Origin of the sequence: Microbacter sp. GSS18 (genome assembly GCA_029319145.1) — a bacterium.
Taxonomy (GTDB): domain Bacteria; phylum Actinomycetota; class Actinomycetes; order Actinomycetales; family Microbacteriaceae; genus Microbacterium.
Map to the genome: position 1 here is coordinate 2,983,165 of CP119753.1, position 22,515 is coordinate 3,005,679.

General features: G+C 71.5%; 26 protein-coding genes. 7 read left to right on the forward strand and 19 right to left on the reverse strand.

The features are described from left to right. Nucleotides 1-25: 25 nt before the first annotated feature. The 4 genes from P0L94_13730 to P0L94_13745 are packed head-to-tail and all read right to left on the reverse strand — an operon-like array spanning nucleotide 26 to nucleotide 4,654. Nucleotides 26-1,396 carry a dihydrolipoamide acetyltransferase family protein gene (locus P0L94_13730; protein ID WES63518.1) on the reverse strand — a complete coding sequence of 457 codons (1,371 nt, stop codon included), beginning with the start codon at nucleotides 1,394-1,396 and terminating at the stop codon, nucleotides 26-28. A gap of 13 nt (nucleotides 1,397-1,409) precedes the next feature. Then, nucleotides 1,410-2,399 (reverse strand): alpha-ketoacid dehydrogenase subunit beta, encoded by a 990-nt coding sequence (locus P0L94_13735; protein ID WES63519.1) that lies wholly within the window; start codon nucleotides 2,397-2,399, stop codon nucleotides 1,410-1,412. Next, nucleotides 2,396-3,538: a thiamine pyrophosphate-dependent enzyme gene (locus tag P0L94_13740; GenBank protein WES63520.1), complete on the reverse strand. Its 1,143-nt coding sequence runs from the start codon at nucleotides 3,536-3,538 to the stop codon at nucleotides 2,396-2,398. Before P0L94_13740 ends, P0L94_13735 begins: the two co-directional genes overlap by 4 nt. A 9-nt stretch (nucleotides 3,539-3,547) precedes the next feature. Further along, the gene (locus tag P0L94_13745) at nucleotides 3,548-4,654 is read right to left on the reverse strand and encodes a histidinol-phosphate transaminase (GenBank protein WES63521.1); all 1,107 of its coding nucleotides are present in this window, start codon (nucleotides 4,652-4,654) and stop codon (nucleotides 3,548-3,550) included. A 64-nt stretch (nucleotides 4,655-4,718) separates the two neighbouring features. Between P0L94_13745 and P0L94_13750 the strand changes: the two genes are divergently transcribed. Next, the gene (locus tag P0L94_13750; protein ID WES63522.1) at nucleotides 4,719-5,108 is read left to right on the forward strand and encodes a phage holin family protein; all 390 of its coding nucleotides are present in this window, start codon (nucleotides 4,719-4,721) and stop codon (nucleotides 5,106-5,108) included. Between the two features lie 96 nt (nucleotides 5,109-5,204). Here P0L94_13750 and P0L94_13755 read toward each other — a convergent pair whose 3' ends face one another. Together P0L94_13755 and P0L94_13760 are read right to left on the reverse strand one after the other, a co-directional pair. After that, on the reverse strand, nucleotides 5,205-6,575 hold the full coding sequence (locus P0L94_13755) for a hypothetical protein (protein WES63523.1): 1,371 nt from the start codon (nucleotides 6,573-6,575) through the stop codon (nucleotides 5,205-5,207). Beyond that, nucleotides 6,572-6,865: a hypothetical protein gene (locus P0L94_13760; protein WES63524.1), complete on the reverse strand. Its 294-nt coding sequence runs from the start codon at nucleotides 6,863-6,865 to the stop codon at nucleotides 6,572-6,574. Before P0L94_13760 ends, P0L94_13755 begins: the two co-directional genes overlap by 4 nt. A gap of 161 nt (nucleotides 6,866-7,026) precedes the next feature. Between P0L94_13760 and P0L94_13765 the strand changes: the two genes are divergently transcribed. Together P0L94_13765 and purB are read left to right on the forward strand one after the other, a co-directional pair. Beyond that, nucleotides 7,027-7,533, forward strand: a complete 507-nt coding sequence (locus P0L94_13765) for a low molecular weight phosphotyrosine protein phosphatase (protein WES63525.1) — start codon at nucleotides 7,027-7,029, stop codon at nucleotides 7,531-7,533. Between the two features lie 46 nt (nucleotides 7,534-7,579). Further along, nucleotides 7,580-8,962 carry an adenylosuccinate lyase gene (purB, locus tag P0L94_13770; protein ID WES63526.1) on the forward strand — a complete coding sequence of 461 codons (1,383 nt, stop codon included), beginning with the start codon at nucleotides 7,580-7,582 and terminating at the stop codon, nucleotides 8,960-8,962. A 287-nt stretch (nucleotides 8,963-9,249) separates the two neighbouring features. On the opposite strand, the gene P0L94_13775 is transcribed toward purB, so the two are convergent. The 12 genes from P0L94_13775 to P0L94_13830 form a co-directional block, all read right to left on the reverse strand. After that, complete coding sequence (locus P0L94_13775; protein ID WES63527.1) at nucleotides 9,250-9,576, reverse strand: hypothetical protein; 327 nt, start codon at nucleotides 9,574-9,576, stop codon at nucleotides 9,250-9,252. Then, nucleotides 9,573-10,289, reverse strand: a complete 717-nt coding sequence (locus P0L94_13780) for a hypothetical protein (GenBank protein WES63528.1) — start codon at nucleotides 10,287-10,289, stop codon at nucleotides 9,573-9,575. The genes P0L94_13775 and P0L94_13780 overlap by 4 nt, the downstream gene beginning before the upstream one ends. Before the next feature lie 99 nt (nucleotides 10,290-10,388). Beyond that, nucleotides 10,389-11,387, reverse strand: a complete 999-nt coding sequence (locus P0L94_13785; GenBank protein WES63529.1) for a hypothetical protein — start codon at nucleotides 11,385-11,387, stop codon at nucleotides 10,389-10,391. 9 nt (nucleotides 11,388-11,396) lie between these two features. After that, a complete protein-coding gene (locus P0L94_13790) occupies nucleotides 11,397-11,786 on the reverse strand; it encodes a VOC family protein (protein ID WES63530.1) in 390 nt (129 codons plus the stop codon). A 68-nt stretch (nucleotides 11,787-11,854) separates the two neighbouring features. Continuing rightward, nucleotides 11,855-12,652, reverse strand: coding sequence for an alpha/beta hydrolase (locus P0L94_13795; protein ID WES63531.1), 798 nt, complete (start codon nucleotides 12,650-12,652; stop codon nucleotides 11,855-11,857). Nucleotides 12,653-12,725: 73 nt separating this feature from the next. Then, the gene (locus P0L94_13800; GenBank protein WES63532.1) at nucleotides 12,726-13,457 is read right to left on the reverse strand and encodes a tyrosine-protein phosphatase; all 732 of its coding nucleotides are present in this window, start codon (nucleotides 13,455-13,457) and stop codon (nucleotides 12,726-12,728) included. A 37-nt stretch (nucleotides 13,458-13,494) separates the two neighbouring features. After that, nucleotides 13,495-14,736 carry an amidohydrolase gene (locus P0L94_13805; protein ID WES63533.1) on the reverse strand — a complete coding sequence of 414 codons (1,242 nt, stop codon included), beginning with the start codon at nucleotides 14,734-14,736 and terminating at the stop codon, nucleotides 13,495-13,497. Between the two features lie 35 nt (nucleotides 14,737-14,771). After that, nucleotides 14,772-15,245, reverse strand: a complete 474-nt coding sequence (locus P0L94_13810) for a hotdog domain-containing protein (protein WES63534.1) — start codon at nucleotides 15,243-15,245, stop codon at nucleotides 14,772-14,774. A gap of 18 nt (nucleotides 15,246-15,263) precedes the next feature. Next, a complete protein-coding gene (locus tag P0L94_13815) occupies nucleotides 15,264-16,112 on the reverse strand; it encodes a PhzF family phenazine biosynthesis protein (GenBank protein WES63535.1) in 849 nt (282 codons plus the stop codon). A gap of 63 nt (nucleotides 16,113-16,175) precedes the next feature. Next, complete coding sequence (locus tag P0L94_13820; protein ID WES63536.1) at nucleotides 16,176-16,610, reverse strand: DUF1801 domain-containing protein; 435 nt, start codon at nucleotides 16,608-16,610, stop codon at nucleotides 16,176-16,178. A gap of 79 nt (nucleotides 16,611-16,689) precedes the next feature. Beyond that, nucleotides 16,690-17,691, reverse strand: a complete 1,002-nt coding sequence (locus P0L94_13825; protein ID WES63537.1) for a MerR family transcriptional regulator — start codon at nucleotides 17,689-17,691, stop codon at nucleotides 16,690-16,692. A 1-nt stretch (nucleotide 17,692) separates the two neighbouring features. Next, nucleotides 17,693-18,376 (reverse strand): hypothetical protein, encoded by a 684-nt coding sequence (locus P0L94_13830; protein ID WES63538.1) that lies wholly within the window; start codon nucleotides 18,374-18,376, stop codon nucleotides 17,693-17,695. 182 nt (nucleotides 18,377-18,558) lie between these two features. Between P0L94_13830 and P0L94_13835 the strand changes: the two genes are divergently transcribed. Further along, nucleotides 18,559-18,984: a nuclear transport factor 2 family protein gene (locus P0L94_13835; protein ID WES63539.1), complete on the forward strand. Its 426-nt coding sequence runs from the start codon at nucleotides 18,559-18,561 to the stop codon at nucleotides 18,982-18,984. A 204-nt stretch (nucleotides 18,985-19,188) separates the two neighbouring features. Beyond that, complete coding sequence (locus tag P0L94_13840) at nucleotides 19,189-19,890, forward strand: hypothetical protein (protein ID WES63540.1); 702 nt, start codon at nucleotides 19,189-19,191, stop codon at nucleotides 19,888-19,890. Here the strand turns inward: P0L94_13840 and P0L94_13845 are convergent. After that, complete coding sequence (locus P0L94_13845) at nucleotides 19,887-20,309, reverse strand: DUF2255 family protein (GenBank protein WES63541.1); 423 nt, start codon at nucleotides 20,307-20,309, stop codon at nucleotides 19,887-19,889. The genes P0L94_13840 and P0L94_13845 overlap by 4 nt on opposite strands. Before the next feature lie 129 nt (nucleotides 20,310-20,438). Between P0L94_13845 and P0L94_13850 the strand changes: the two genes are divergently transcribed. Together P0L94_13850 and P0L94_13855 are read left to right on the forward strand one after the other, a co-directional pair. Beyond that, the gene (locus P0L94_13850) at nucleotides 20,439-21,599 is read left to right on the forward strand and encodes a Gfo/Idh/MocA family oxidoreductase (protein WES63542.1); all 1,161 of its coding nucleotides are present in this window, start codon (nucleotides 20,439-20,441) and stop codon (nucleotides 21,597-21,599) included. Next, on the forward strand, nucleotides 21,596-22,483 hold the full coding sequence (locus P0L94_13855; GenBank protein ID WES63543.1) for a sugar phosphate isomerase/epimerase: 888 nt from the start codon (nucleotides 21,596-21,598) through the stop codon (nucleotides 22,481-22,483). Before P0L94_13850 ends, P0L94_13855 begins: the two co-directional genes overlap by 4 nt. The last annotated feature ends 32 nt before the right edge of the window (nucleotides 22,484-22,515 follow it).

Sequence of the window (22,515 nt, forward strand, 5' to 3'; positions counted from 1 at the left end):
TGCGCGATCGGCCGGGGCCCGGACCTCAATCGAGCAGCAGCGCAGGCTCTTCGAGCACCGAGGCGACGTCGGCCACGAAACGGCTCATGCCGTCGCCGTCGATGACGCGGTGGTCGAACGAGCCCGACACCGTCGTCACCCAGCGGGGCCGAACCTCGCCGTCGACGACCCACGGCTTCTGCCGGATCGCGCCCATCGCGACGATGCCGGCCTCGCCCGGGTTGATGATCGGCGTCCCTGCGTCCATCCCGAACACCCCGATGTTGGTGATCGTGATGGTGCCGCCCTGCTGGTCGGCCGGCGGTGTCTTGCCGTCACGGGCCGTGCGGGTGAGGTTCTCGAGGGCCTTGGCCAGCTCACGTGTCGACAGCGTGTGGGCGTCCTTGATGTTCGGCACGAGCAGGCCGCGCGGCGTCGCCGCCGCGATGCCCAGGTTGACGAAGTGGCGCACGCGGATCTCTGCGCCGTCCTCGGTGTCGATCCAGGCCGCGTTGACCTGCGGCGTGCGACGCACCGCCCAGATGACGGCGCGGGCCATGATCAGCAGGGGCGAGATGCGGATGTCGGCGAAGTCCGGCGACGCCTTCAGGCGCTTGACCAGCTCCATCGTGCGCGTGGCGTCGACATCCGTCCACACCGACACATGCGGCGCCGTGTAGGCGCTCTTGACCATGCCGCTGGCGACGGCCTTGCGCACGCCCTTGACCGGGATCGTCTCCTCGCGGCCCGACGCCGCCAGCTGCGACGGCGCCTCGGCCTGGACGGGGGCGACGGCGGTCGCGGCGACGTCGGGCGCGACCGGGATGCGCTCCTCGCGCACCTCGCTCCACGCCGGCGTCTCGATATTGCGGAACACCGACGCCTGCTGCGCGTGCCGCAGCACGTCCTCGCGGATGACCTCTCCGGCCGGGCCGCTCGCAGCGACCGCGCCGAGGTCGACGCCGAGGTCGCGCGCGAGCTTGCGGATCGGCGGCTTGGCGACCACGCCGACCGACTTCGCGACGCGCTCGACGGGCGAGGCCGCCGGCTTCTTCCGCCGCGAGGCGACGGCCCCGGCGTTGCCGTAGCCGACGAGGACGGCGCCCTCACCCGCCGCCGGCTCGGGGGGCGCGCCGTGCTCGCTCTGCCCGACGGTCGCGGGAGCGGACGCCGTCGCCGCGGACTCGATCGTGATGATCGGGGCGCCGACGTTGACCGTGGTGCCCTCGGCCGCGATGAGCTCGCCGACGACGCCGGCGAACGGCGAGGGAAGCTCGACCAGCGACTTCGCGGTCTCGATCTCGACGAGGACGTCGTTGACCGCGACGGTGTCGCCGGGGGCGACCCGCCAGGACACGACCTCGGCCTCGGTCAGGCCCTCGCCGACGTCGGGGAGGACGAATGTCTGCGTGCTCATGGGATCTCCCGGATCAGTAGGCGAGGGCGCGGTCGACGGCCTCGAGGATGCGGTCGGGGTCGGGCAGGTAGACGCCCTCGAGCTTGGCGGGCGGGAACGGCACGTCGAAGCCCGACACCCGCAGCACCGGAGCCTCGAGCGCATAGAACGCCTGCTCCATGACGGTCGCCGAGACCTCGCTGCCCACCGAGACGTTGCCGGGGGCCTCCTGCGCGTAGACCATGCGGCCGGTGCGGCGCACCGACTCGAGGATCGGCCCGTAATCCACCGGCGACAGCGAGCGCAGGTCCACGACCTCGCAGCTGGTGCCCTCGGACTCGGCGAGCGCGGCCGCCTGCAGCAGCGTATGCACCATCGCGCCGTGCCCGACGAGCGTGACGTCGGTGCCGCGGCGCACGATGCGGCTCGCGTGCAGCGGCAGGGCGCGGGCGGCGGTGTCGACCTCGCCCTTCATCCAGTACTTCGCCTTCGGCTCGAGGAAGATGATCGGGTCGTCCGAGGCGATCGCGTCCTGGATCATCCAGTAGCCGTCGTTCGGGGTCGAGGGGCTCACGACACGCAGACCCGGTGTGTGGGCGAAGTACGCCTCGGGGCTCTCCTGGTGGTGCTCGACCGCGCCGATGTGACCGCCGTAGGGGATGCGGATGACGACGGGCATCGACACCGCGCCCTCGTGACGGTTGGTGAACTTCGCCAGCTGAGAGGTGATCTGGTCGAAGGCGGGGAAGACGAACCCGTCGAACTGGATCTCGATGACGGGCCGGAAGCCGGCCATCGCCAGCCCGATCGCCGTCCCGACGATGCCCGACTCGGCCAGCGGCGTGTCGAGCACGCGCTGCTCGCCGAACTCGGCCTGCAGCCCCTCGGTGACGCGGAAGACACCGCCGAGGCGGCCGATGTCCTCGCCCATGAGCAGGACCCGGTCGCTGTCGGTCATGGCCTTGCGCATCCCGGCGTTGAGCGCGCGGGAGAAGGGCATCGTCGTCACGGTCGTGGCGGTCATGCCGCACCCCCCCCGTCGAAGGACGCCTCGTAGTCGGCGAGCCACGCCCGCTGCTCATCGACGCGCGGGTGCGGCTCGGAGTAGGCGTGGGCGAACATCGTGTCGCGCTCGAGGCCGTCGAGCTCGTTGGTGCGCATGCGTATGTCGTCGGCGACCGCGGCCGCCTCGGCGTCCACGCCGGCGAAGAAATCGTCCCCGGCGCCGCGCGAGCGGAGATACGCGGCCATGCGGTCGATCGGATCGCGCCCGGCCCAGCCGGCCTCCTCGTCGGACGTGCGGTACTTCGTCGGGTCGTCGCTGGTGGTGTGGGCGCCCATGCGATAGGTCATCGCCTCGATCGCCCGGGGGCCGTCGCCGGCGCGGGCCTCGTCGAGCGCGAGCCGCGTCACGGCGTAGCTGGCCAGCACGTCGTTGCCGTCGACCGGGATCGACTCCATGCCGTAGCCGTCGCCGCGCCGGTACAGCGGCGAACGCGACTGCGTCTCCACCGGCACCGAGATCGCCCACTGGTTGTTCTGCAGGAAGAAGACCTCAGGCGTGCGGTAGCTCGCGGCGAAGACCATCGCCTCATGGACGTCACCCTGGCTCGACGCGCCGTCGCCGTAGTAGACCATGACAGCCTCGTCGCGCTCGGGGTCGCCGGTCCCGCAGCGCCCGTCGAACACGAGCCCCATGCCGAGCCCGGTCGCGTGCAGCGTCTGCGCGCCGAGCACGAGCGTATAGATGTGCGTGTTGCCGTTCTTGGGATCGGTCGGGTCCCACCCGCCGTGCGTCAGGCCGCGCATCAGGCGGATGATGTCGATCCCGTCGACACCGCGGATGCGGGTGACGACGTGCTCGCGGTACGACGGGAACAGGTGGTCCTGCGGCCGCGCGGCGCGGGCGGATCCGACCTGAGCCGCCTCCTGGCCGAGGCTCGGCGGCCACAGCGCAAGCTGGCCCTGCCGCTGCAGATTGGTGGCCTGCCGGTCATAGGCGCGGATGACCGCCATATCGCGGTACAGACCCCCGAGTTCGGCCTCGCCGAGGCCGTCGATGAGGTCGAGATATCGCTCGGCGGCGGGCGTCGGCGCGAACGATCCGTCCGCGGCGAGCACGCGCACCAGGCGCGGGTCTTCAATGGGAGCCGCTGGGGTCACTCCTCCACGCTAGCCCCTCGCCGCGTGCCCCTCTGGGAGGTCTTCGACAATGGATGCTGCGACCGCTAGGACCTTCTCCACAGACTCCTCCTCGCCGACCGACACCCGGATGCCCTCGCCGGCGAACGGCCGGACGACCAGGCCGCCGTCGTGGAAGGCATCCGCGATCTCGATGGTCTCGGCGCCCGTGGACAGCCACACGAAGTTCCCCTGGGCCTCGGGGACGGCCCATCCCTGGGCGCGCAGGGCCGCGGCGAGCCGGTCGCGGCGCTCGGCGACGACCGCGACGCGCTCTTCCAGCTCGGCCTGGGCCTCGAGGCTCGCGAGGGCCGCGGTCTCGGCCTGCCCCGTCACCGACAGCGGGATCGCGGTGCTGCGTGCGGCGTCGAGCACGCGTGGGTGTCCGATCGCGTAGCCGACGCGGAGCCCTGCCAGCCCGAACGCCTTCGAGAAGGTTCGCAGGACCACGACGTTGTCGGGATTGGGCGCCCCGAGCTCGCGCAGCCCGCCCACGGCCTCCGGGTCGGTGACGAACTCGGCGTACGCCTCGTCGAGGATGATGAGCACGTCGGACGGCACCTTCGCCACGAACGCGTCGAACTCGGCCTGGGTGACGACGGGGCCGGTGGGATTGTTGGGGCTGCACACGATGATCGCCCGCGTGCGGTCGGTCACGGCATCCGCCATCGCATCGAGGTCGTGGCGGGCACCCTCGGCGAGCGGCACCATCACCGGCGTCGCCCCCGCGAGCACGACCAGCCACGGGTACGCCTCGAACGAGCGCCACGCGAACATCACCTCGTCGCCGGCGCCGGCGGTGGCCTGCACCAGCTGGGTGAGGATCGACACGCTTCCCGCGCCGATGTGGACGTGGTCGATCGTCACGCCGAACCGCTCGGCGAGGGACTCGCGCAGGCGCCCCGCGGTCGCATCGGGGTACCGGTTGTAGGCGGTGGCCGCCTGCACGGCATCGACGACACCGGGGAGCGGCTCGAAGGGGTTCTCGTTGCTCGACAGCTTGAACGCGTCGGCCGCCGCCTGCCGGCCCTGCTTGTAGGGCGGGAGCGCCGCGATCTCGGGACGCACGCGGACGGGGAAATCGGATGCCTCAGCCACCCCCCGAGTCTATGCGCGCATCCGTTCTCGCACGCGGCGGCGATGGCGTGACAGACTTCCGGCCATGGGCTTCCTCATCCGCGTCGTCATCAATGCGTTCGCCATCTGGATCGTCACCCTGATCCCCGCTCTGGGGGTGACCGTCATCGCGTTCCCCCCGGGCGAGACGCTGCAGCTGGTGCTGACCCTGCTGATCGTCGCCGCCATCTTCGCGCTGGTGAACACGATCATCGGAACGGTCATCAAGGTGCTGGCGTTCCCGCTGTACATCCTGACCCTGGGCCTGATCGGCCTCGTCATCAACGCGTTCCTGCTGTGGCTGACCGCCTGGATCACCGAGTTCTGGAACTGGGGCCTTCGGGTCGAGGACTTCTGGTGGGGCCTGGTCGCGGCGATCATCATCTCGCTGCTCAACTGGATCTTCGGCCTGATCCTGCGCCCCAAGAAGGACTGAGCCTCCGCTGACATCGGACGCCTCCGCACCGGTCCCGGGTGCGGAGGCGCGTTCTGCCTGTCCCGCCGACCCGCAGCCCATCGGCGGCGGGGCGGTTCACCCCATGAGCGGCGGCGCGGGCCGCACCGGCTCACCGCGCTCGGCGCCGAACTCGAAGGCCTCGACCCGCGTGGCGTGGCGAAGCTCGCCGAACACGTCGCGCAGCGCGTCGACGCGCGGATCCGTCGATGCGTCGACGTGGGCCGCGGTGTCTGCATAGCCGACGAGATCGTGCCCGGGGGCCAGCAGATCCTCGGGCCCGACCTGGGGATGCGCCTCCCGCTCGATCACCATCGAGCCGTCGCTGCCCACCGCCCCCATGTGACCTCCGCCCGCAAGCGCGACGACCGGGTCGTCGGTGTGACGGACCGAGACGCTGAGAGTCGTGGGACCGACATCCGCATCGACGGGTGAGCCGAACGTCACGAGGGTGCGGGTGTCGAACCCGCCCTCGAGCGCGATCCGCGAGGCGACCATGGCCCCCTGCGAGTGGCCGAACGCATGCACGACGTCCCCCGGCTGCGCACCGGCCGACTCGAGCGCCGCGACCGTCGCCTGATACGACGCCGAGCGCTGTCCGCTGTACAGCTCGACGTTCGACAGACCGTCCCACGGGTCCTGGCCGCCCATCCCCGCCGACCGCATGCCGGCGACGTACACGGCGAACTGCCTCGACCCGTCGGCCATCGTGTACTTCTCCACGCGGACGCGCGCGTCCCCGTCGCGCGGGATGCGCTCCGCCGCGCCGGCGAGGCCGAGCGGCGACGGCGAGCCCGCTGCCGTCGGCGTCGTCGGGACGAGGGTCACCGCCGGGACGGCGCCGGTCAGCCGGGCCTCACGGGGGATGATGCCCAAGCCGCCGATCCCCGTCACCGCCGTCGCGAGGATCGCGCCCCCGCCCAGCGCGACGCCGCCGATGGCGCCGCCCTCGGGCCCGAACAGCGTGCCCAGGTCCACCCCCGCCTCGGTCGCCTGGCGGACGAGGTCGCCCGGCCACATGATCGCGCGGCCGAACTCCGTTTCGCGCGCATCCCACACCGCATCGGGGTGGAGGGCGATGAGCGCCTCGCGCTGCGCGTCGATGCGCGCCATGGCGCGGTGATCGCCGGCGAAGAACGCCGCCCGGTGCTCGACGTTGAGCTCCACGAGCTCGTAGACGGCCGCCGCCTCGCGCAGCCGTTGGGCGATGAGCTCGGCCCCGGCCACCGCCTCGCGAATCCGCGCGGCGAGGGCGGACGCGGCGCACGCCGCGTCCCACGCGAACGCGTGATGCTCGAGCAGCATGTTCCCGAGCGGCCCGAGGCGCGCACCCACGGCGTCGAGCTCCCCGGCGGCGAGCGCGAAGCGCGATGCGGTGCGACGCAGGGTCCCGGTGTCGACGGCGACGGCACCGCCCCCGGTGATCTGGAGCGGATCCCCTGCGCTCACCGACACCACGCCCCGCCCGCGGCGGCGCGATCGCGGGCGATCCTCACGTCGGTGCGCAGGTCGAGCGCCGCATCCTCCAGGGCACGGACCTCGACGGCCCACGTCTCGGCAGCCTCGTGGAAGGCGCGCGCCGCCTTGGCCGACCAGTCCGTGCCGGCCGACAGGCTTCCTGCCTCGAGGCCCGCGTCGGCCAGCCGGACCAGGACCGCGTCGAGGTCTCGCAGCACGACGTCGAGACGGTGCGCGGCGAACGCCGCCGCCGCGGTGTCCGAGCACAGGTTGAGAGTCATGCCGGCCATCGTCCTGCCGCTCCACAGGCGCCTCGCAGCCGGGCGGCGGACCTGTGAGCATGCGCTGCGCGGTCGCTCCTGGGGAGGAAACGAGCCGGCGGGCGGGATTCGGTAAACCTCGGACTGTTCACCGGGGCCTCGGCGTGCACACAATGGAGGTCATGACCGCCAGCGCCGCCGACCCGTTTCGTGTGGTGTTCGTGTGTACGGGCAATATCTGCCGGTCCCCGATGGCCGACGTCGTCTTCCGGGGCTACGCCGACGCCGCTGGGCTCGGTTCGCGGGTGTCCTCCACGAGCGCCGGCACGGGCGACTGGCACGTGGGCGAGCAGGCCGACCAGCGCACGCTCGACTCGCTTGCGCGCCGCGGATTCGACGGCTCGCACCACCGTGCCCGCCAGTTCACGCAGCAGGACTTCGCCCGCAGCGACCTCGTCGTCGCACTCGACCGCACGCACGAGCGGATCCTGCGGGGCTGGGCGCGCCGGGAGTCGGATGCCGACAAGATCGCGCTGCTGATGTCGTTCGACCCCAACCCGCCGACGCTGGACATCCCCGACCCCTACTACGCCGGACCCGGGATGTTCGACGAGGTGCTCGGTATGATCGAGGGTGCGTGCCGGGCGCTCTTCCGGCAGCTCGAACCCGCGATCCGTCCGGCGGTGTGACGCCGGGCGATCGCCGCGCCGCGACGCGAATCACGACGGGAGTCCCGTGACCTCTCTCCCCCCTCAGCCCCTGAGCCCCCTCGACGGCCGCTACCGCGCTGCGGTCGCGCCCCTCGCCGACTACCTGTCCGAGGCGGGCCTGAACCGCGCCCGCGTCGAGGTCGAGGTCGAATGGCTCATCACCCTCACCGACCGCTCGCTGTTCGGCACGTCGCCGCTGTCGGACGACGACAAGGCGCGGCTGCGCGCGCTCTACCTCGAGTTCGGGCAGGCCGAGATCGACTGGCTCGCCGACAAGGAGGCGGTCACCCGCCATGACGTCAAGGCCGTCGAGTATCTCGTGCGCGATCGCCTGTCGACGCTGGGCCTGGACGCGATCGCGGAGCTCACCCACTTCGCATGCACGAGCGAGGACATCAACTCCACCGCCTACGCGCTGACCGTCCGCCGCGCCGTCGAGCAGGTGTGGCTCCCGAAGCTCCGCGACGTCATCGAGGCCATCAAGGACCTGGCGGTGAACCACCGCGACGCCGCGATGCTCTCGCGCACGCACGGCCAGCCCGCGACGCCGTCGACGATGGGCAAGGAGCTCGCCGTGTTCGCGTGGCGCCTCGCCCGCGTCGCCGACCAGATCGCCACCGGAGCCTTCCTCGCGAAGTTCTCGGGTGCCACCGGCACCTGGTCGGCGCACCTGGCCGCCGCCCCCGACGTCGACTGGCCCGAGGTGTCGCGGACGTTCATCGAGGGCCTGGGGCTGGACTTCAACATCCTCACGACGCAGATCGAGTCGCACGACTGGCAGGTCGAGCTGTACGACCGCGTGCGGCACGCCGGCGGCATCCTGCACAACCTCGCGACCGACGTGTGGACCTACATCTCGCTGGGCTTCTTCTCCCAGATCCCCGTCGCGGGCGCCACCGGGTCCTCGACGATGCCGCACAAGATCAACCCCATCCGCTTCGAGAACGCCGAGGCGAACCTCGAGATCTCCGGCGGCATCCTGTCGACGCTGTCGCAGACGCTCGTGACCTCGCGCATGCAGCGCGACCTGACGGACTCGACCACGCAGCGCAACATCGGCGTCGCGTTCGGCCACTCGCTGCTGGCACTGGACAACCTGCTGCGCGGCCTCGGCGAGATCGCTCTCGCGCAGTCGGTGCTGGACGCCGATCTCGATGCGAACTGGGAGGTCCTCGCCGAGGCGATCCAGACCGTCGTCCGCGCGGAGATCGCCGCGGGACGCTCGCAGATCAGCGACCCGTACGCCCTGCTGAAGGACCTCACGCGCGGCCGCCGCGTCGGCGGACCCGAGCTCGCCGAGTTCGTCCAGGGTCTCGACATCGGCGACGCCGCCAAGGAGCGCCTGCTCTCCCTCACGCCCGCGACGTACGCGGGCCTGGCCTCCGCCCTGGTCGACGAGCTGGACTGAGCCGCGGCGTCGCGAAGCCCCGCTCCGCCTCGGAGCCGGAGCATCCGGCTGCGGCGCGCCCTCATGGCGCGCGCCGCAAAGGTGGCGATCGTGGTCATCTCGCCCAGCCGGATACGACCATTCGCGCCACCTTCTTCCACGCCCACGCAGAAGAGGTGGCGCGTGTGGTCGCTTGGGCAGATGCGAGACCACCATTCCTGCCACCTTCACGCGGGTGTCGCGGCGGCCCGGTGCGGCTGCGCGCCGAAGAGGCCCGGTGCGGGCTGAGGGCCGAGGAGCCTCGGGGCTCAGCCCTTGTCGGAGCCCTTCGCGTCGCCGGAGGCGTCGGTGCCCTCGTCCTCGTCGGGCAGCAGCACGGGCTTGTCGACGGACTTCGACAGCTGCGAGGGGTCGATCGCGAGCAGCAGCAGCGAGACGATGACGAGCACGGCGATGAACGAGACGCCCGCGATGATCAGCGCGACGACGATCGCGTTCATCGCGTCGCCGCGCTGCTGGAAGAACCCCATCGAGATGAGCGTGATGACGCCCGCGAAGATCGCCGCGCCGAAGGCGAGCCCGAGCAGCTGGACGGGCTTGAGGAGGTCGCGGCGGGAGGGACGTTCTTCAGTCACGGGTGTTCCTTGCGGTCGGCGGCGGGCAGTGCCGCCGCCTCGTCGGTGAGCGGTTCGGTGGGGCGCGGCGAGAAGCCGGCGATGGCGAAGTAGACGGCGGCGATCGCGGCGTAGCCGCCGAAGATCCCGACGCCGATCGTGACGCCGGTGAGCGTGAACGACTGTCCCGCCTCGGCGATCGTGTAGTCGAGCGAGTAGTCCCACGGGACGAGCGCGAGCGCGATCCCGAGCACGAGAGTCAGGATGCCGATCGTCGCGCCGTCGCGCGCTTCGCCGCGGGGAACGGCCGACGCCGCGGCGACGGCATCCTGCTCCCACGGTCGTGCGGGGTCGATGCTTCGGCCCGAAAGGCGCAGCGTGCGGATGCCCGACACCGCCTCGATCGCTCCGGTGACGAGAGCCCACGCGATCACGATCACGAAGTACCCGGTCACGGTGCGCAGCGGCTCGAGCCCGCCCGCCATTCCGGCGATGAGCGTCGCGGCGCCCAGGAGCGCCGGCGTCATGCGGCGGCCGGCGGGATAGACCAGCCACAGCGAGATGATCAGGACGAGTCCCGTCGCGATCGCGAAGCCCGAGAAGACGGCGAGGCCGACGGCGGCCGAGTGATCGGGCGAGAACGTGATCATGACGGCCGCGAGCGCGAGGAACGCCGCGCGGGCGAACTGCACGTGGCGCACGTCGAAGCTGCGGCTGGCGGGGGTGGAGGTCACGAGGGTCCTGATGGAGCGAGCGGATGCCGGACGGCACGGACCCCTCCAGTCTACGTCGCGCCGAGGAAGCGCCGGTCAGACCGCGAACCCCGGTGCGGGTCAGGCCGCCGGTTCGTCGACCGCGGCGTGCGCGGCATCCCACCACTCCAGCGCCCGCAGCGCATGGAACGTGAGCCACTTCGAAGGCTCGCCGGCGGGGACGTCGATCTCGAACCACACGCGGCCCGGATGCCGCCGCTCCTGTTCCCACGTGCCGTCCGCGCGCCGGGCCGCGCGGATCACCGCGACGGCGTCGGCGATGCGCTCATCGGGCGCCGTGCCATCGTGCAGCGACGCCGCGCGGAAGTAGTCGACGGCGTGCAGCGCGCTGTAGAACGAGCGGAACGGGTAGGCGAACCGCTTCGCCCACGGTGCGAACATCTCGCCGGTCGATTCGCGGTACAGCAGTCGGCGGCGCAGCAGGTACTCCTCGCCCGCCCTCCGCGCCGCGCGCAGCTCGGGCGTGCCTCCCGTCTCCTGCTCGTAGAAGAGGATCCCCTCGATCGAGTTCAGCGTCGACGTGAACGACGCGCGCGTCGACCCCTCGACCCATTCGCAGTTCCAGCCGCCCTCGGGCATCCGGTGGTCAACGAACCACTGCGCGATTCCCGTGACATCGGCGCCGAGCCACGCACCGGCCGCGAGCGTCCACGCGTTGATGCACGCGTCGACCTCGCCGTCCCAGAACGGCAGGTCGTCGTACTCCCATGTGCAGTTCGCGCGCAGCTTCTCGACCGTTCCGGCGAGGCGGTCGGGCTCGACGCCCCACTCGCGCAGCGACTTCAGGGACCACGTCGTCGCCGTCCACGGCTGGCCGGCGCCGGGGACTGCCTCAGGGCCGTGGAAGTCGAAATCGGCGGGGAAGAACGCGCCGCCCGCCCACTGCCCGTCAGGATCCTGCTTCGACAGCAGCGCCGCGCCGAACCCCTCGTCGGGCACGCGGGCGCGTGTCGCCCGCCACATCACGGGCGGCTCGTGGGCGAGATCCCGCTCGACCTGCCACCGCAGTGCGGGGTCGGAGTCGAGCATCCACTCCAGGAGCTCTCGGTCGATCGGCATGGTGGAACGCTACTCGCGGGCTCCGACGCGCTCCCACCCCGGCCACCCGGTCGCGTCGATGACACAGAACCGGTTGCCCTCGGGGTCCTCCATGATCACGTAGTCGGCGTCGGGAGGCATCCGGCTCCACTCCACGCGCGCAGCGCCGAGGCGAAGAAGTCGCGCGACCTCGGCGTCGTGGTCTTCGGCGTACAGATCGAGATGGATGCGCGGGGGCAGCACGCGCTCGGCGGGCGCGGCGTCCAGCGACACGTTCGGCCCCGACCCCGACCTCGGCTTCAGGAGGGCGAAGTCGTCGCCGCGCGGCTCGCGGACGACGTAGTCGAGGGCGCTCGTCCAGAACGCGAGCTGGCGCTCGAGGTCGTCGACCCTGATGACGATGGCGCCGACGACGAGCATGAGGCCAGGCTACGGCGCGACCGGCGCTTCGTCACCCGCCGACGCTCCCCGCGACCGGATGCCGCCGATCACTCGCTGCCGAGGAACGACACCGCCATGCGCCGGAAGTCGCGCGACCCGGGCGCGTTGAAGTGGTGACGCCCGGGGATCTCGGCGAACGTCCCGCGCGGGGTGGCCGCGGCAAGGCCCCGGGACCGCTCGATGATGGCGTCGTCGGTGCCGGTGGCGAACAGGATCCGCTGGCGCGGCGGCATGTCGGGGTCGGGATCGGCGTCGCCGCGGCGCATCCCCTCGGCGAGCGCCACCAGCGCGCGCAGGTCGTTGTGCGGCACACGCTCGGCCAGGGTGACGTAGTTGCGGGTGACGGGATCGTGGACCGGCTCGCCGTGGAGGGCGTAGGCGCGGGCCTGCTCGATCTGCAGCCGCGCCAGGGGGCGGCCGTCGGGGATGCCGCCCAGCACGGCCCGTTCGACGCGCATCGGGGCGTCGACGGCGAACTGCCAGCCGACGCGGGCGCCCAGCGAGTAGCCGACGTACCGCACCGTGTCGAGCAGATACGTGTCGAGCACGATGAGCAGGTCCGAGACGAACGCGTCCATCGAGTACTCGTTCGGTGCGTGCGGCTTGTCGCTCGCACCGTGGCCGCGCTGGTCCACGCCGATCACGCGGTAGCCGGCGCGCATGAGGTCGCGCACCCAGCCGGTGGCGACCCAGTTGTCCCGGCAGCTCGACGCGAAGCCGTGCACGCACAGCACCGGCTCGGCGTCGGGGTCGCCCCACGTGTAGGTGGCGATGCGGTGGCCCTCGGCCGACATCACGAACTGCGGCGACGGCATCTGGGTCATCGCGGGCACGGCGGAGTTCATCGTCCCATTGTGGCGGTTCGCCCGGATTGCGGCGCATCGGGCTCGCGCGGCGGTCCGACGCGGGCGCCCTGCCTCACTCCGCCGTGTCGACCTCGCGCAGCACGTCCGCGAGCGCCGTTCGGGCGTCGGCGCCGAATCCGATGCCGTCGAGGTACACCTCGAGCCCGCCGTGCGTGTCATCGATGAGGGTGAACACGTGCTCGATCGCCGGCGCCGGGCTCCCGACGAGGATCTCGGTCAGCTCGACGCTCGGCTCGACACCGTACCCTCGCACCCGCGCGATCATCGCCTCGGCCCATTCCCCGGCGAGGAACCCCTCGGTGCTGGCGTAGTCCGCGACGATCACGTCGCGGTCGACTCCGGCCACGGCCAGAGCCAGAGCGACGACGATGCCGGTGCGGTCCTTGCCGGCCGTGCAGTGGACGAGCACGGCGCCGTCGGCGTCCACGATGCGGTGCAGCGCCTCGGCGATGGCGAGTCCGGTGTCTTCGATCAGCAGGCGGTAGAGGTCCCGCAGACCGAACCCGGGCTGCAGCATCGACGACAGCGACCCGGCGAACAGCGGGTTCGCGATGACCTCGACGACCTCGGCGTCGACGTCATCGGGGTGCTGCGTGACCTCCTCCTCGGTGCGCAGATCGAGGATCCGGCGGATGCCCAGGCCCGCCAGCTGCGCGCGGCCGCTGTCGCCCAGGCGCGCGATGGCGTCGGAGCGGTACAGGCGCCCGGGGCGGATGCCGGCGGGCGCGACCTGCCGGAAGTTGTAGGTGCCCGAGATGTCGAGGCGCTCGACGAGAGCGGTCATGGTGTCCCTTCGCGGATCGCGGATGGTTGCCGGAAGCTCAGACGAGCCACGACGTGCGGCCGAAGCGCTCCCAGCGCTCGACGACGCGGGGAGTCGGGTCGTCGACGGCGGTGGGCTGAACCACCGGCATCCCCTCGATCCACACGCGCTCGACACGGGCGCCGACGGTGAGCGGGTCGCCCGACCACACCACGAGGTCGCCGTGGCGGCCCGGCTCGAGCGCGCCGACGCGGTCGCCGAGACGCAGCATCCGGGCCGGGTTGACGGTGAGCGCCTCAAGGGCGACGGATGCCGGCAGCCCCTCGCCGACGGCGAGGATCGCCTGCAGGCGCAGCTGGTCGATCGGGACGACCGGGTGGTCGGTCGTGATCGCGACCTCGACGCCCGCGGCGGCGATGAGCGCGAGGTTGCCGATGGCACGGTCGCGCAGCTCGACCTTGGAGCGCGACGTGAGCATGGGCCCGAAGATCACCGGGATCCCCTTCTCGGCGAGCACATCGGCGATCTTGTGGGCCTCGGTGCCGTGGTTGACGATCAGCGTGTAACCGAACTCCTCGGCGATGCGGATCGCGGTGGCGATGTCGTCGTGGCGATGGCAGTGCTGGTCCCACAGCAGGTCTCCGTCGAGGACGGCGGCGAGCGTCTCCTTGCCGAGGTCGCGCTCGAACGGCTCGCCCTTCTCGGCCGCGGCGTCGCGCCTGCGGGCGTAGGCGTGCGCGGCGACGAACGCCTCGCGCAGCACGGCGGCGACCCCGAGGCGCGTCGACGGGGTCTGCTTCTTGTCTCCGTACACGCGCTTCGGGTTCTCGCCGAGCGCGGACTTGACCGACACGTCGCGCGCGAGCACCTGCTCGTCGACGGTGCGCCCGCCCCAGGTCTTGAGGGCGACGGTGCGCCCGCCGATGGGGTTGCCCGAGCCGGGCTTGACGACCGCGGTGGTGACGCCGCCGCGGAGCGCATCGCGGAAGCCCACATCTTCGATGTCGATCCCGTCGAGCGCTCGGAAGCGGGCGCCGTTCGGGTCGGTCATCTCGTTGGTGTCCTCCCCTGACCATCCCTCGCCGTCCTCGTGCACTCCCAGGTGGCCGTGGGCCTCCACGAAGCCGGGGAGCACCCAGCTGCCGGTCGCGTCGACGATCTCGGCTCCGTCCGGGATCGGCGTCTCGGGCCCGCCGACGGCGGCGATCACCCCGTCCGTGACGATGACCGTCCCTCCCTCGATCGGATCGGCGCTGACGGGGACGACGCGGCCGCCGGTGACGGCGAGGGTACGGCTCATGGGTCCAGCCTAGGTCGGCGACCCGAGGGGCCCGCTCAGGCCGGAGGGAGCTTCAGCGTGCCGGTCGCGGGGTGCTCGCGCGGCATCCGATCGCGGTCGTACGTGATGGCGCTGTACCCGTGCGGCTTGGGCTTTCCGTCCTCGCCGAGGCTCACGAAAACGATGCGCTCGATCGTGAGGATCCGGTCCCGCGTGATCATGTTCCGCACAACGGCGCGCATCGTCAGCGACGTGCGGCCGAAGTGCGTCGCGGTCAGGCCCATCTCGATGAGATCCCCCTGCAGCGCCGACGCCTCGAAGTTGATCTCGGAGATGAGCTTGGTGACGACGCGGTGGTTGCCGAGCTGGATGATGGCGTAGATCGCCGCCTCTTCGTCGATCCAGCGCAGAAGGCTCCCGCCGAAGAGCGAGCCGTTGGCGTTGAGGTCCTCGGGCCGCACCCACTTGCGGGTGTGGAAGTTCACGCCCTCGTCGGACCAGTACCACTCCGCGTCGCTTCGACTCGCCATGCGATCGAGCGTAGCGATTCAGAGATCGGCGGTTCCCGACAGCGCGACGTGCGTGGATCCGCCGATCCACAGTTCGCCGTCACCCTCGGTGATGCGGATGAGCCCGCGGCGCCCGAGCGCCGTCCCCTGCCGCGTCGTGTACGGCGCGGTCGCACGGCCGCTGGCGATCATCCACTGGGCGGCGCCGGCGTTGAGACTGCCGGTGACGGGATCCTCGATGAGCGGTCCGCTGCCGTCGGTGAAGAACCCGCGCACCTCGAACGCCGGCGAGCCGGCATCCGCCCCCGTGATCGGCGCGATGACGCCGATGTCCCACGGACCGGGGTGCCGCGAAACGTCCGGCGTGAGCGCGAGGGCGGTCTCGTGGTCCGCGAGCAGGATGCCGATCCACCATGGCCCGTTGTCGAGCCACTCGGCGGCGACGATCTCGTCGACGCGGATGCCGAGGATGTCGGCGACCTTTCCGACGAGGTCGGCCTCGACCGGACCGGAGCGGATGCGGGGCGGTGCCGCGAAGGCGAGCACGTCGTCGTCGATGCGCACCGGCACGAGACCGACGCCGCACTCCTGCACGACGACGCCCGGGGTGGCAGGCACACCGCCGGCGTCCAGCCACGCGCGCGCCGTCCCCAGCGTCGGGTGTCCGGCGAACGGGAGCTCGGTGGCGAGGTTGAAGATGCGCACCCGGTAGTCGGCGGCGGGGTCCGTCGGCGGCAGCACGAAGGTGCACTCCGACAGGTTCGACCACACCGAGAACCGCCGCAGGTCCTCCGTGTCGACGCCGTCGGCGTCGAGCACCACGGCGACGGGGTTGCCCGTGTACGGGTCCTGCCCGAACACGTCGATCTGACGGAACTCTCGCTTCATGCCCACCACGGTATGCGATGCGGATGCGGGTCGTCGCGGGCCAATGGCACCCGCGTGGACGCCTCAGCCCGCGGCGCGCGCGACCTGGTCGCGCAGGGTCTTCTCGACGGCGGCGTCCCAGCCGACGATGGCGTAGGACGTCACCCACAGCGCGCCGTCGTCGAGATTCGCGGCCTCTTCGAACCCGACCGACGCGTAGCGGCTCTTGAACTTCGACGCGGGCTTGAAGAAGACCACGACCTTTCCGTCTCGGGCGTAGGCCGGAAAGCCGTACCAGGTCTTCGGATCGAGGTCGGGTGCGACCTCGGTGACGAGCTCGTGCAGATGCTCGGCGAGGGCCTGGTCCTCCGGCGGCAGTCCGGCGATCGTCTTCTCGACGTCGGCGAGCCCCGCCGCGCGGTTCCTGCCCCGCTTCTCCTCGGCGCGCAGCTCGGCCGCGCGCTGCTTCATCGCTGCCTTCTCGTCGGCGGAGAAGCCTCCGCGGGAATCCTCGGCCATGTCGTCACCTTCCGTGCTCCGGCGTTCACTCTCGTCGCCTCATACGGTACGTCTCCCGGTCGCCGATGTCTCGCCCGGTTCACCGGTCGGCGCGATGGCGCCTCAGGTACGTGGCGATGAGCGCCACTCGGCGATCGTCGTCGCCGACGAGCTCGTCGAGGACGTGGCTCACGGCATCGGCCGGCAGCTCGGCCAGCGCCTGCGCGAGGCGCACTCTCGCCTCGCTTGCGACACCGAAACGGGACAGCTCGCCGTGGATGTCAGCGACGATCCGGTGTGCGGTGCCGTGACGGCGCGCCAATCCCCCGAGCGCCTCCGCCGCGTCCACGTCGTCGATGCCGGCGACGATCATCCGCACGAGTTCCGGCATGGCCGCCTCGCTCCCACGGCCGCCGACGGCGAGCGCCGCGGCGGCGCGCACGTCATCGTCGGGATGCCGCAGCGCATGCGTGAGCACGCCTTCGGCGTCGCGGGTGTCGAGCTTCGCCAGCGCGCGCACGGCGCGCGTTCGCACGACGGGATCCGGGGATCGCAGTCCTCGCGCGAGGATCGGGACGGCACCGTCACCCGCTCGCGCGAGCGCCCACTGCAGCGCCCCGGCCACGTTCGGGTCGGACTCGTCGAGCACGGCTTCGGCGAGCGCCGCTGCCGGCAGTCGCAGCCGTTCGTCGCTCAGCGCGGCCCGCTGCCGCTCTTCGGGGCTGCTTGCCTCGAGCCCGCGCAGCAGGGCGACGAGCTCGAGCACGTCGTCCCACGCCGCCGGCTCGCCGGCGCGCACCCCGGCGAGCCGCGCAAGCAGTCGCTCATCCCGCTCGATGCGCTCCCGTGTGCTCGCGACGAGCTCGTCCACGAGCGCAGCAGGCGCGAAGGCGGGGTCGTCGAGCGCGCGCCCGACGTCGGCGAGCGACAGTCCGAGCGACCGGAGGGATTCCACGTGGAAGAGCCGACGCAGATCGGCGTCGGAGTACTCGCGGTACCCTCCGGTCGTCCGGCCGCTCGGCTCGACCAGGCCGATCGCGTTGTAGTGCCGCAGCATCCGGGCGCTGATGCCCGTGCGCTTCGACACCTCGCCGATCAGCACGTCAGTCCCGCGGGGTCGGGGCGTTCGCCAGGGCGACGTGGCGCTTGGCCTCGTCGATCGCGGCGTCGAAGGCCTCGTCGGGGTTCTCGCGAAGTCGCCGCGTGGCCATGGCGTGGGCGCGTATGCGCGGGTCTGCATGCACTGCGGCCGTGTCCAGCGCGGCGTCGCCGGCATCCCCCAGCTCGACAAGCGCGCGGCTGAGGCTCAGGTGCACGTCGCGGTCGCCGCGACCCAGCTGCGCGGCGAGCGCTGCGGCGAGCGCCGACTCCGCGCCCGAGGGCACCAGACGCACCGCGGCGCGCCAGGCCGTCGTCGCCACCACGTCATCAGGATCGGCGATTGCGCCGGACGTGATCGCCGCCCATCCCCGAGCGTCGCCGATCTTCGACAGCGTGTGCAGCGCCTGGCTGCGCGCCTGCGGGCTCGCCGATGCCGCCTCGTCGACGAGCCGGGTCACGGTCCCGTCGGACGGATGCCGCAGCAGAGCCCAGGTCAGCATGTCGCGCACGAAGAAGTCCGGCTCGACGGCGCAGCGCTCCACGAGCGCGTCGACGTACGCGGGGTCCGGTGCGGTCCCTGCGGCGAGCGCAGCCTGCAGGCGTGCGGATGGCGCCTCGTGCGCGAGCGCGGCTCGCAGCCGGTCGGGCGCGGCCGGGGCGGACGAGGTCATGGTGTTCGTGGTCACGGTGGACACCTCCTGCCTCCACTCAAGACCTTGACACCGTGTGAAGGTCAAGTCCAGCATCCGGGGAATCGAGCGGCAGGCGCGACCGCCATCACCCGCAGTCACCGGCACGCCGACCCTCTGGCTGACGACCTCGCCCGGTGGGAAACTGAGGCTGTTCATCCGCTGACGAGGAGGTCACGATGAGTACGACAGCTGTCGACGAGGTGGAGCAACTGATCGCGGAATGGTCGGACGCCTACCGAGCACGGGATATCGACGCGCTGCTGCGAACGGCGATCGGCGACGATCTGCAGCTCGTCGGAACGGGCGCCGACGAGGTCCGGTTCGGGCTCGACGAGTTCCGCACCCAGGCGCTGCGGGACTTCTCGCAGGCCGATGAGGCCGCGTTCACGTTCACCAACATGCGCGTCACGACGGTCGGCGACGCCGCCTTCGCCTACTGCGACGTGGCGGTCGCCGGTTCCGCGGGCGGTCAGTCCTTCGAAATGTCGGGGCTCCGGATGACGGCGGGGCTCGTCCGAACGGACGACGGCTGGCGCTTCGTCCAGACGCACCTGTCCGCACCCGACAGCGCGCAGGCAGACGGGCAGTCGTTCGAAGGCTGACACGCCGGAGTGCCACCGGCGGATGGGGGCGTGCGCTACCGGTCGGCGAGAGCCACGTGACTCGCGCCGCGCTCCGCGTCCGCACGAGGGTCCGCCCGCATCCTTCGCCTTCCCGGCGCCCGTCTCGTCCACGCTAGCCCTGCCCCACCGATCCGGAGGTGAAAGCGAGCCCCGCCCCACGAGCCGCTGTGAGAGTGTTCCCCCATGGTTGTCACCGACGCTTCATCCGCGCACGAGCGGACCCGCGTCATCCGTCAAGAAGACCGGCCCGATGCAGACGCCGACCTCGCCCGCTCGGTCGAGCTGCTGCGCGCCGTGGCTGCGGGAGCGATCGCCGAGGACCGTGTCGTGCGCCTGTCGACGCCGGTGGCGACCGTCGCGATGAGCCGTCGCGAGAGTCGGCTCCCCGGGTTCGAGACCGCCGAGCGCCTGGCTCGCCTCCACGGCTTCGCCCCGGCGATCCGCCCCACCGGGGGGCGCGCCGTCGCCTATGACGAGACGTGCGTCGTCTTCGACATCGTCACGCGCGAGCACGGCGATGCGATCGACCAGGCGCGGTTCTTCCGCGAGATCGGCGATGCGCTCGCGCGGGCTCTGCGCAGTCTGGGCGTCGACGCCCGGGTCGGCGACGTGCCCGGCGAGTACTGCCCCGGCGAGTTCAGCATCAACGCACGCGGCGTCGTGAAGCTGATCGGCACGTCCCAGCGCGCCGTCCGCGGCGCGCGCCTGCTCAGCGGGATGGTGCCCCTCGGCGACGTGACGCGCTTCGCGGACGTCCTCACCCAGGTCAACGCGGCGCTCGACCTCGACTGGGATCCGGCGACGTTCGGCACCCTCGCCACCGAGGTGCCGGGCATCGACCGTCACGCGGTCGAGAACGCCATCGCCGCGGCGCTCGCGCACTAGCCGAGCGACGACTGCGGGCGGTCGCCCCCTGCCGCACCGGCCGGCGCGAGCCGCAGCGTCGTCGCCACCGCCTCCGCGGTCACCATCGACCGCGCGCCCGCCGCGCCGTACTTGCCCAGATAGGCCTCGTTCACGGCATCGGAGCGATCGCCGGCCACCGCGGTCACGCTCACGTCGAGCGGAACGCCCGACACCCGGATGCGGGCGCTGGACGAGCGCCGCGCCTGCCCGTACCAGCCGGTCTCTCGTCGGCGCCACGTGCGCACGTAGACACCGGCGTCGACGACGACGACCCAGATCGGCGTCCAGGGCCCGCACCCCCCGGCTGCGCGCAGCACGCAGATCTGCAGCTCGCGAAGGCCCGACAGGTGACGCAGCTCCTCGTCACTCCAGCGCCTCTCGGATGCATCGTCGCCCATGGTGGCCATTCTGCTCCGCCGCCCCGCGAAAGCTCCTCCGTGAGCGCGCTGGATTGCGGGCATGTAAAGCCCTTGTTTCTAATGTCTGATTTTCGGACATTAGCTGTCGAGGACTGCTAGAAAGTCCTCATGCAATCAGACCAGGGACGCCTCACCGGACTCGGCAGCGCCGAGCCGGCGGGCATCGGAATCATCGGCTGCGGCAACATCGCCGATCGCTACGTGACGGGTATGCGCCGCTTCGACACCCTCGAGATCGTCGGATGCGCCGACATCTTCCCGGCCGCAGCCGCCGCGCTCGCGGAGCGCTCCGGCATCCGCGCCTACGCATCGCCGGAGGAGCTGCTGGCCGACCCCGCGATCGACATCGTCGTCAACATCACGACACCGAATGCCCACGAGCAGGTCACGCTGGAGATCCTGCGCGCGGGCAAGCACGTGTACGTCGAGAAGCCGATCACCGTCGACCCGGCATCCGCTGCCGGAGTCCTCGACGCCGCCGCGGCCGCGGGCCTGCGCGTCGGCGCCGCTCCCGACACGTTCCTCGGCAGCACGTCGCAGACGGCGCGCGCGGCGATCGACGAGGGCCTCATCGGTGACGTCATCGGCGCCGTGGCCTGCATCCGCTACTCCCGTGCCGAGGAATGGCACCCGGACCCCACCTTCCTCTTCCAGGAGGGCGGTGGACCGTCGCTCGACCTCGGGCCCTACTACGTCTCGGCGCTCGTGAACCTCCTCGGCCCCGTCTCCGAGGTCAGCGCGTTCAGCCGCATCGGCGCCCCGACGCGCACCGTGACGGCTTCGGAGCGGCGCGTGGACTCGGTGGAGGTCACCGTGCCCACGCACGCATCCGCCTCGCTGCGCTTCGCCGGCGGCGCCGTCGTCACCCTGATCTCGAGCTTCGACATCTGGGACACCGACATCCCGTTCATCGAGCTGCACGGCACGAAGGGCGCCCTGCAGATGGGCGACCCGAACGAGTACGACACCGAGGTGCGCGTGCGCCTGCACTCCGACGACGACTGGCGCACGCTGCCGCCGGCCTTCCCCCTCACGGGCGAGCCGGGCACGCCCGAGCAGATCCTCCGCGGCATCGGCGTGGACGACCTCGTCGGCGCGCTGCGCGGCGGCCCGCACCGCGCGAGCGGCGAGCTGGCGCTCCACGTGCTCGAGGTGCTCGCCGCGATCGACCGCTCCAGCGCCGAGCACAGCGTGATCAGCATCGCCTCGTCCGCAGAGCGCCCCGCCCCCGTCCGTGACACCACCCTCGCAGAGGAGCTCGCATTTTGACCGTCAACATCGGCCTTCAGCTGTTCTCGGTCCGGCAGTCCCTCGCCGCCGACCCGTGGGGCACGCTCGAGAAGCTCGCCGCCCTCGGCTTCCGCACCCTCGAGGCGGCAAACCACTCCGCACGCACCGACCCGGGCGTCGGCTTCGGCGTCGACGCGGCGAGCCTGCGCGATCGCCTCGCCGACCTCGGCATGAGCATCGTGGGCTGCCACATCAACCCGCTCGACGTCGACATCCTCCCGCGCGCGCTGGACTACCAGGCCGAGCTCGGGAACCTCCAGTTCGGCTGCGACATCGAGTTCTACCCGTACGGCGACCGGGACTACGTGCTGCGCCGCGCCGAGATCTTCAATCAGGTGGGCGCCCTCGCCGCCGAGCGTGGCATGCGGTTCTACTACCACAACCACTTCCAGGAGTTCCAGCGGTTCGGCGACGACCTCGTCTACGACCTGATCCTCGAGAACACCGATCCCGACCTGGTCAAGCTCGAGCTCGACACGTACTGGATCTACCGGGGCGGACACGACCCGATCGAGTGGATGCGCAAGTGCGCCGACCGAGTGGTGCTGTCGCACCAGAAGGATTTCCCGGCCGACGCGCCGCAGCCCCTCAACCTCTTCGACGGCGTCATCTCCCCGACGGAGAACATCACGCAGGAGGTCTTCGAGGGCCGGAAGGATCCGCTCTGCTTCACCGAGATCGGCACCGGCATCCTCCCCATCCAGGACATCCTCGACGAGGTCGCGACCCTCCCCTCGTTCGACTACATGTTCCTCGAGCAGGACCACACGCAGCTCTCCGAACTCGACTCCGTCGCGCAGAGTCGCACCGCCTTCACGTCCCGCTTCAGCGGCGTGACCTGGGAGCCCCGGGCCGACGGCTAGCACCCCCGTGCGTCCGCGCACCCCTCCGACCA

Excerpts from the sequence above, each read along its gene's own strand:
- P0L94_13730 (WES63518.1), bottom strand. The coding sequence starts at position 1,396 with ATGAGCACGCAGACATTCGTCCTCCCCGACGTCGGCGAGGGCCTGACC.
- P0L94_13735 (WES63519.1), bottom strand. The coding sequence starts at position 2,399 with ATGACCGCCACGACCGTGACGACGATGCCCTTCTCCCGCGCGCTCAAC.
- P0L94_13750 (WES63522.1), top strand. The coding sequence starts at position 4,719 with ATGGGCTTCCTCATCCGCGTCGTCATCAATGCGTTCGCCATCTGGATC.
- P0L94_13760 (WES63524.1), bottom strand. The coding sequence starts at position 6,865 with ATGACTCTCAACCTGTGCTCGGACACCGCGGCGGCGGCGTTCGCCGCG.
- P0L94_13765 (WES63525.1), top strand. The coding sequence starts at position 7,027 with ATGACCGCCAGCGCCGCCGACCCGTTTCGTGTGGTGTTCGTGTGTACG.
- P0L94_13785 (WES63529.1), bottom strand. The coding sequence starts at position 11,387 with ATGCCGATCGACCGAGAGCTCCTGGAGTGGATGCTCGACTCCGACCCC.
- P0L94_13790 (WES63530.1), bottom strand. The coding sequence starts at position 11,786 with ATGCTCGTCGTCGGCGCCATCGTCATCAGGGTCGACGACCTCGAGCGC.
- P0L94_13795 (WES63531.1), bottom strand. The coding sequence starts at position 12,652 with ATGAACTCCGCCGTGCCCGCGATGACCCAGATGCCGTCGCCGCAGTTC.
- P0L94_13800 (WES63532.1), bottom strand. The coding sequence starts at position 13,457 with ATGACCGCTCTCGTCGAGCGCCTCGACATCTCGGGCACCTACAACTTC.
- P0L94_13805 (WES63533.1), bottom strand. The coding sequence starts at position 14,736 with ATGAGCCGTACCCTCGCCGTCACCGGCGGCCGCGTCGTCCCCGTCAGC.
- P0L94_13810 (WES63534.1), bottom strand. The coding sequence starts at position 15,245 with ATGGCGAGTCGAAGCGACGCGGAGTGGTACTGGTCCGACGAGGGCGTG.
- P0L94_13815 (WES63535.1), bottom strand. The coding sequence starts at position 16,112 with ATGAAGCGAGAGTTCCGTCAGATCGACGTGTTCGGGCAGGACCCGTAC.
- P0L94_13820 (WES63536.1), bottom strand. The coding sequence starts at position 16,610 with ATGGCCGAGGATTCCCGCGGAGGCTTCTCCGCCGACGAGAAGGCAGCG.
- P0L94_13835 (WES63539.1), top strand. The coding sequence starts at position 18,559 with ATGAGTACGACAGCTGTCGACGAGGTGGAGCAACTGATCGCGGAATGG.
- P0L94_13840 (WES63540.1), top strand. The coding sequence starts at position 19,189 with ATGGTTGTCACCGACGCTTCATCCGCGCACGAGCGGACCCGCGTCATC.
- P0L94_13845 (WES63541.1), bottom strand. The coding sequence starts at position 20,309 with ATGGGCGACGATGCATCCGAGAGGCGCTGGAGTGACGAGGAGCTGCGT.
- P0L94_13850 (WES63542.1), top strand. The coding sequence starts at position 20,439 with ATGCAATCAGACCAGGGACGCCTCACCGGACTCGGCAGCGCCGAGCCG.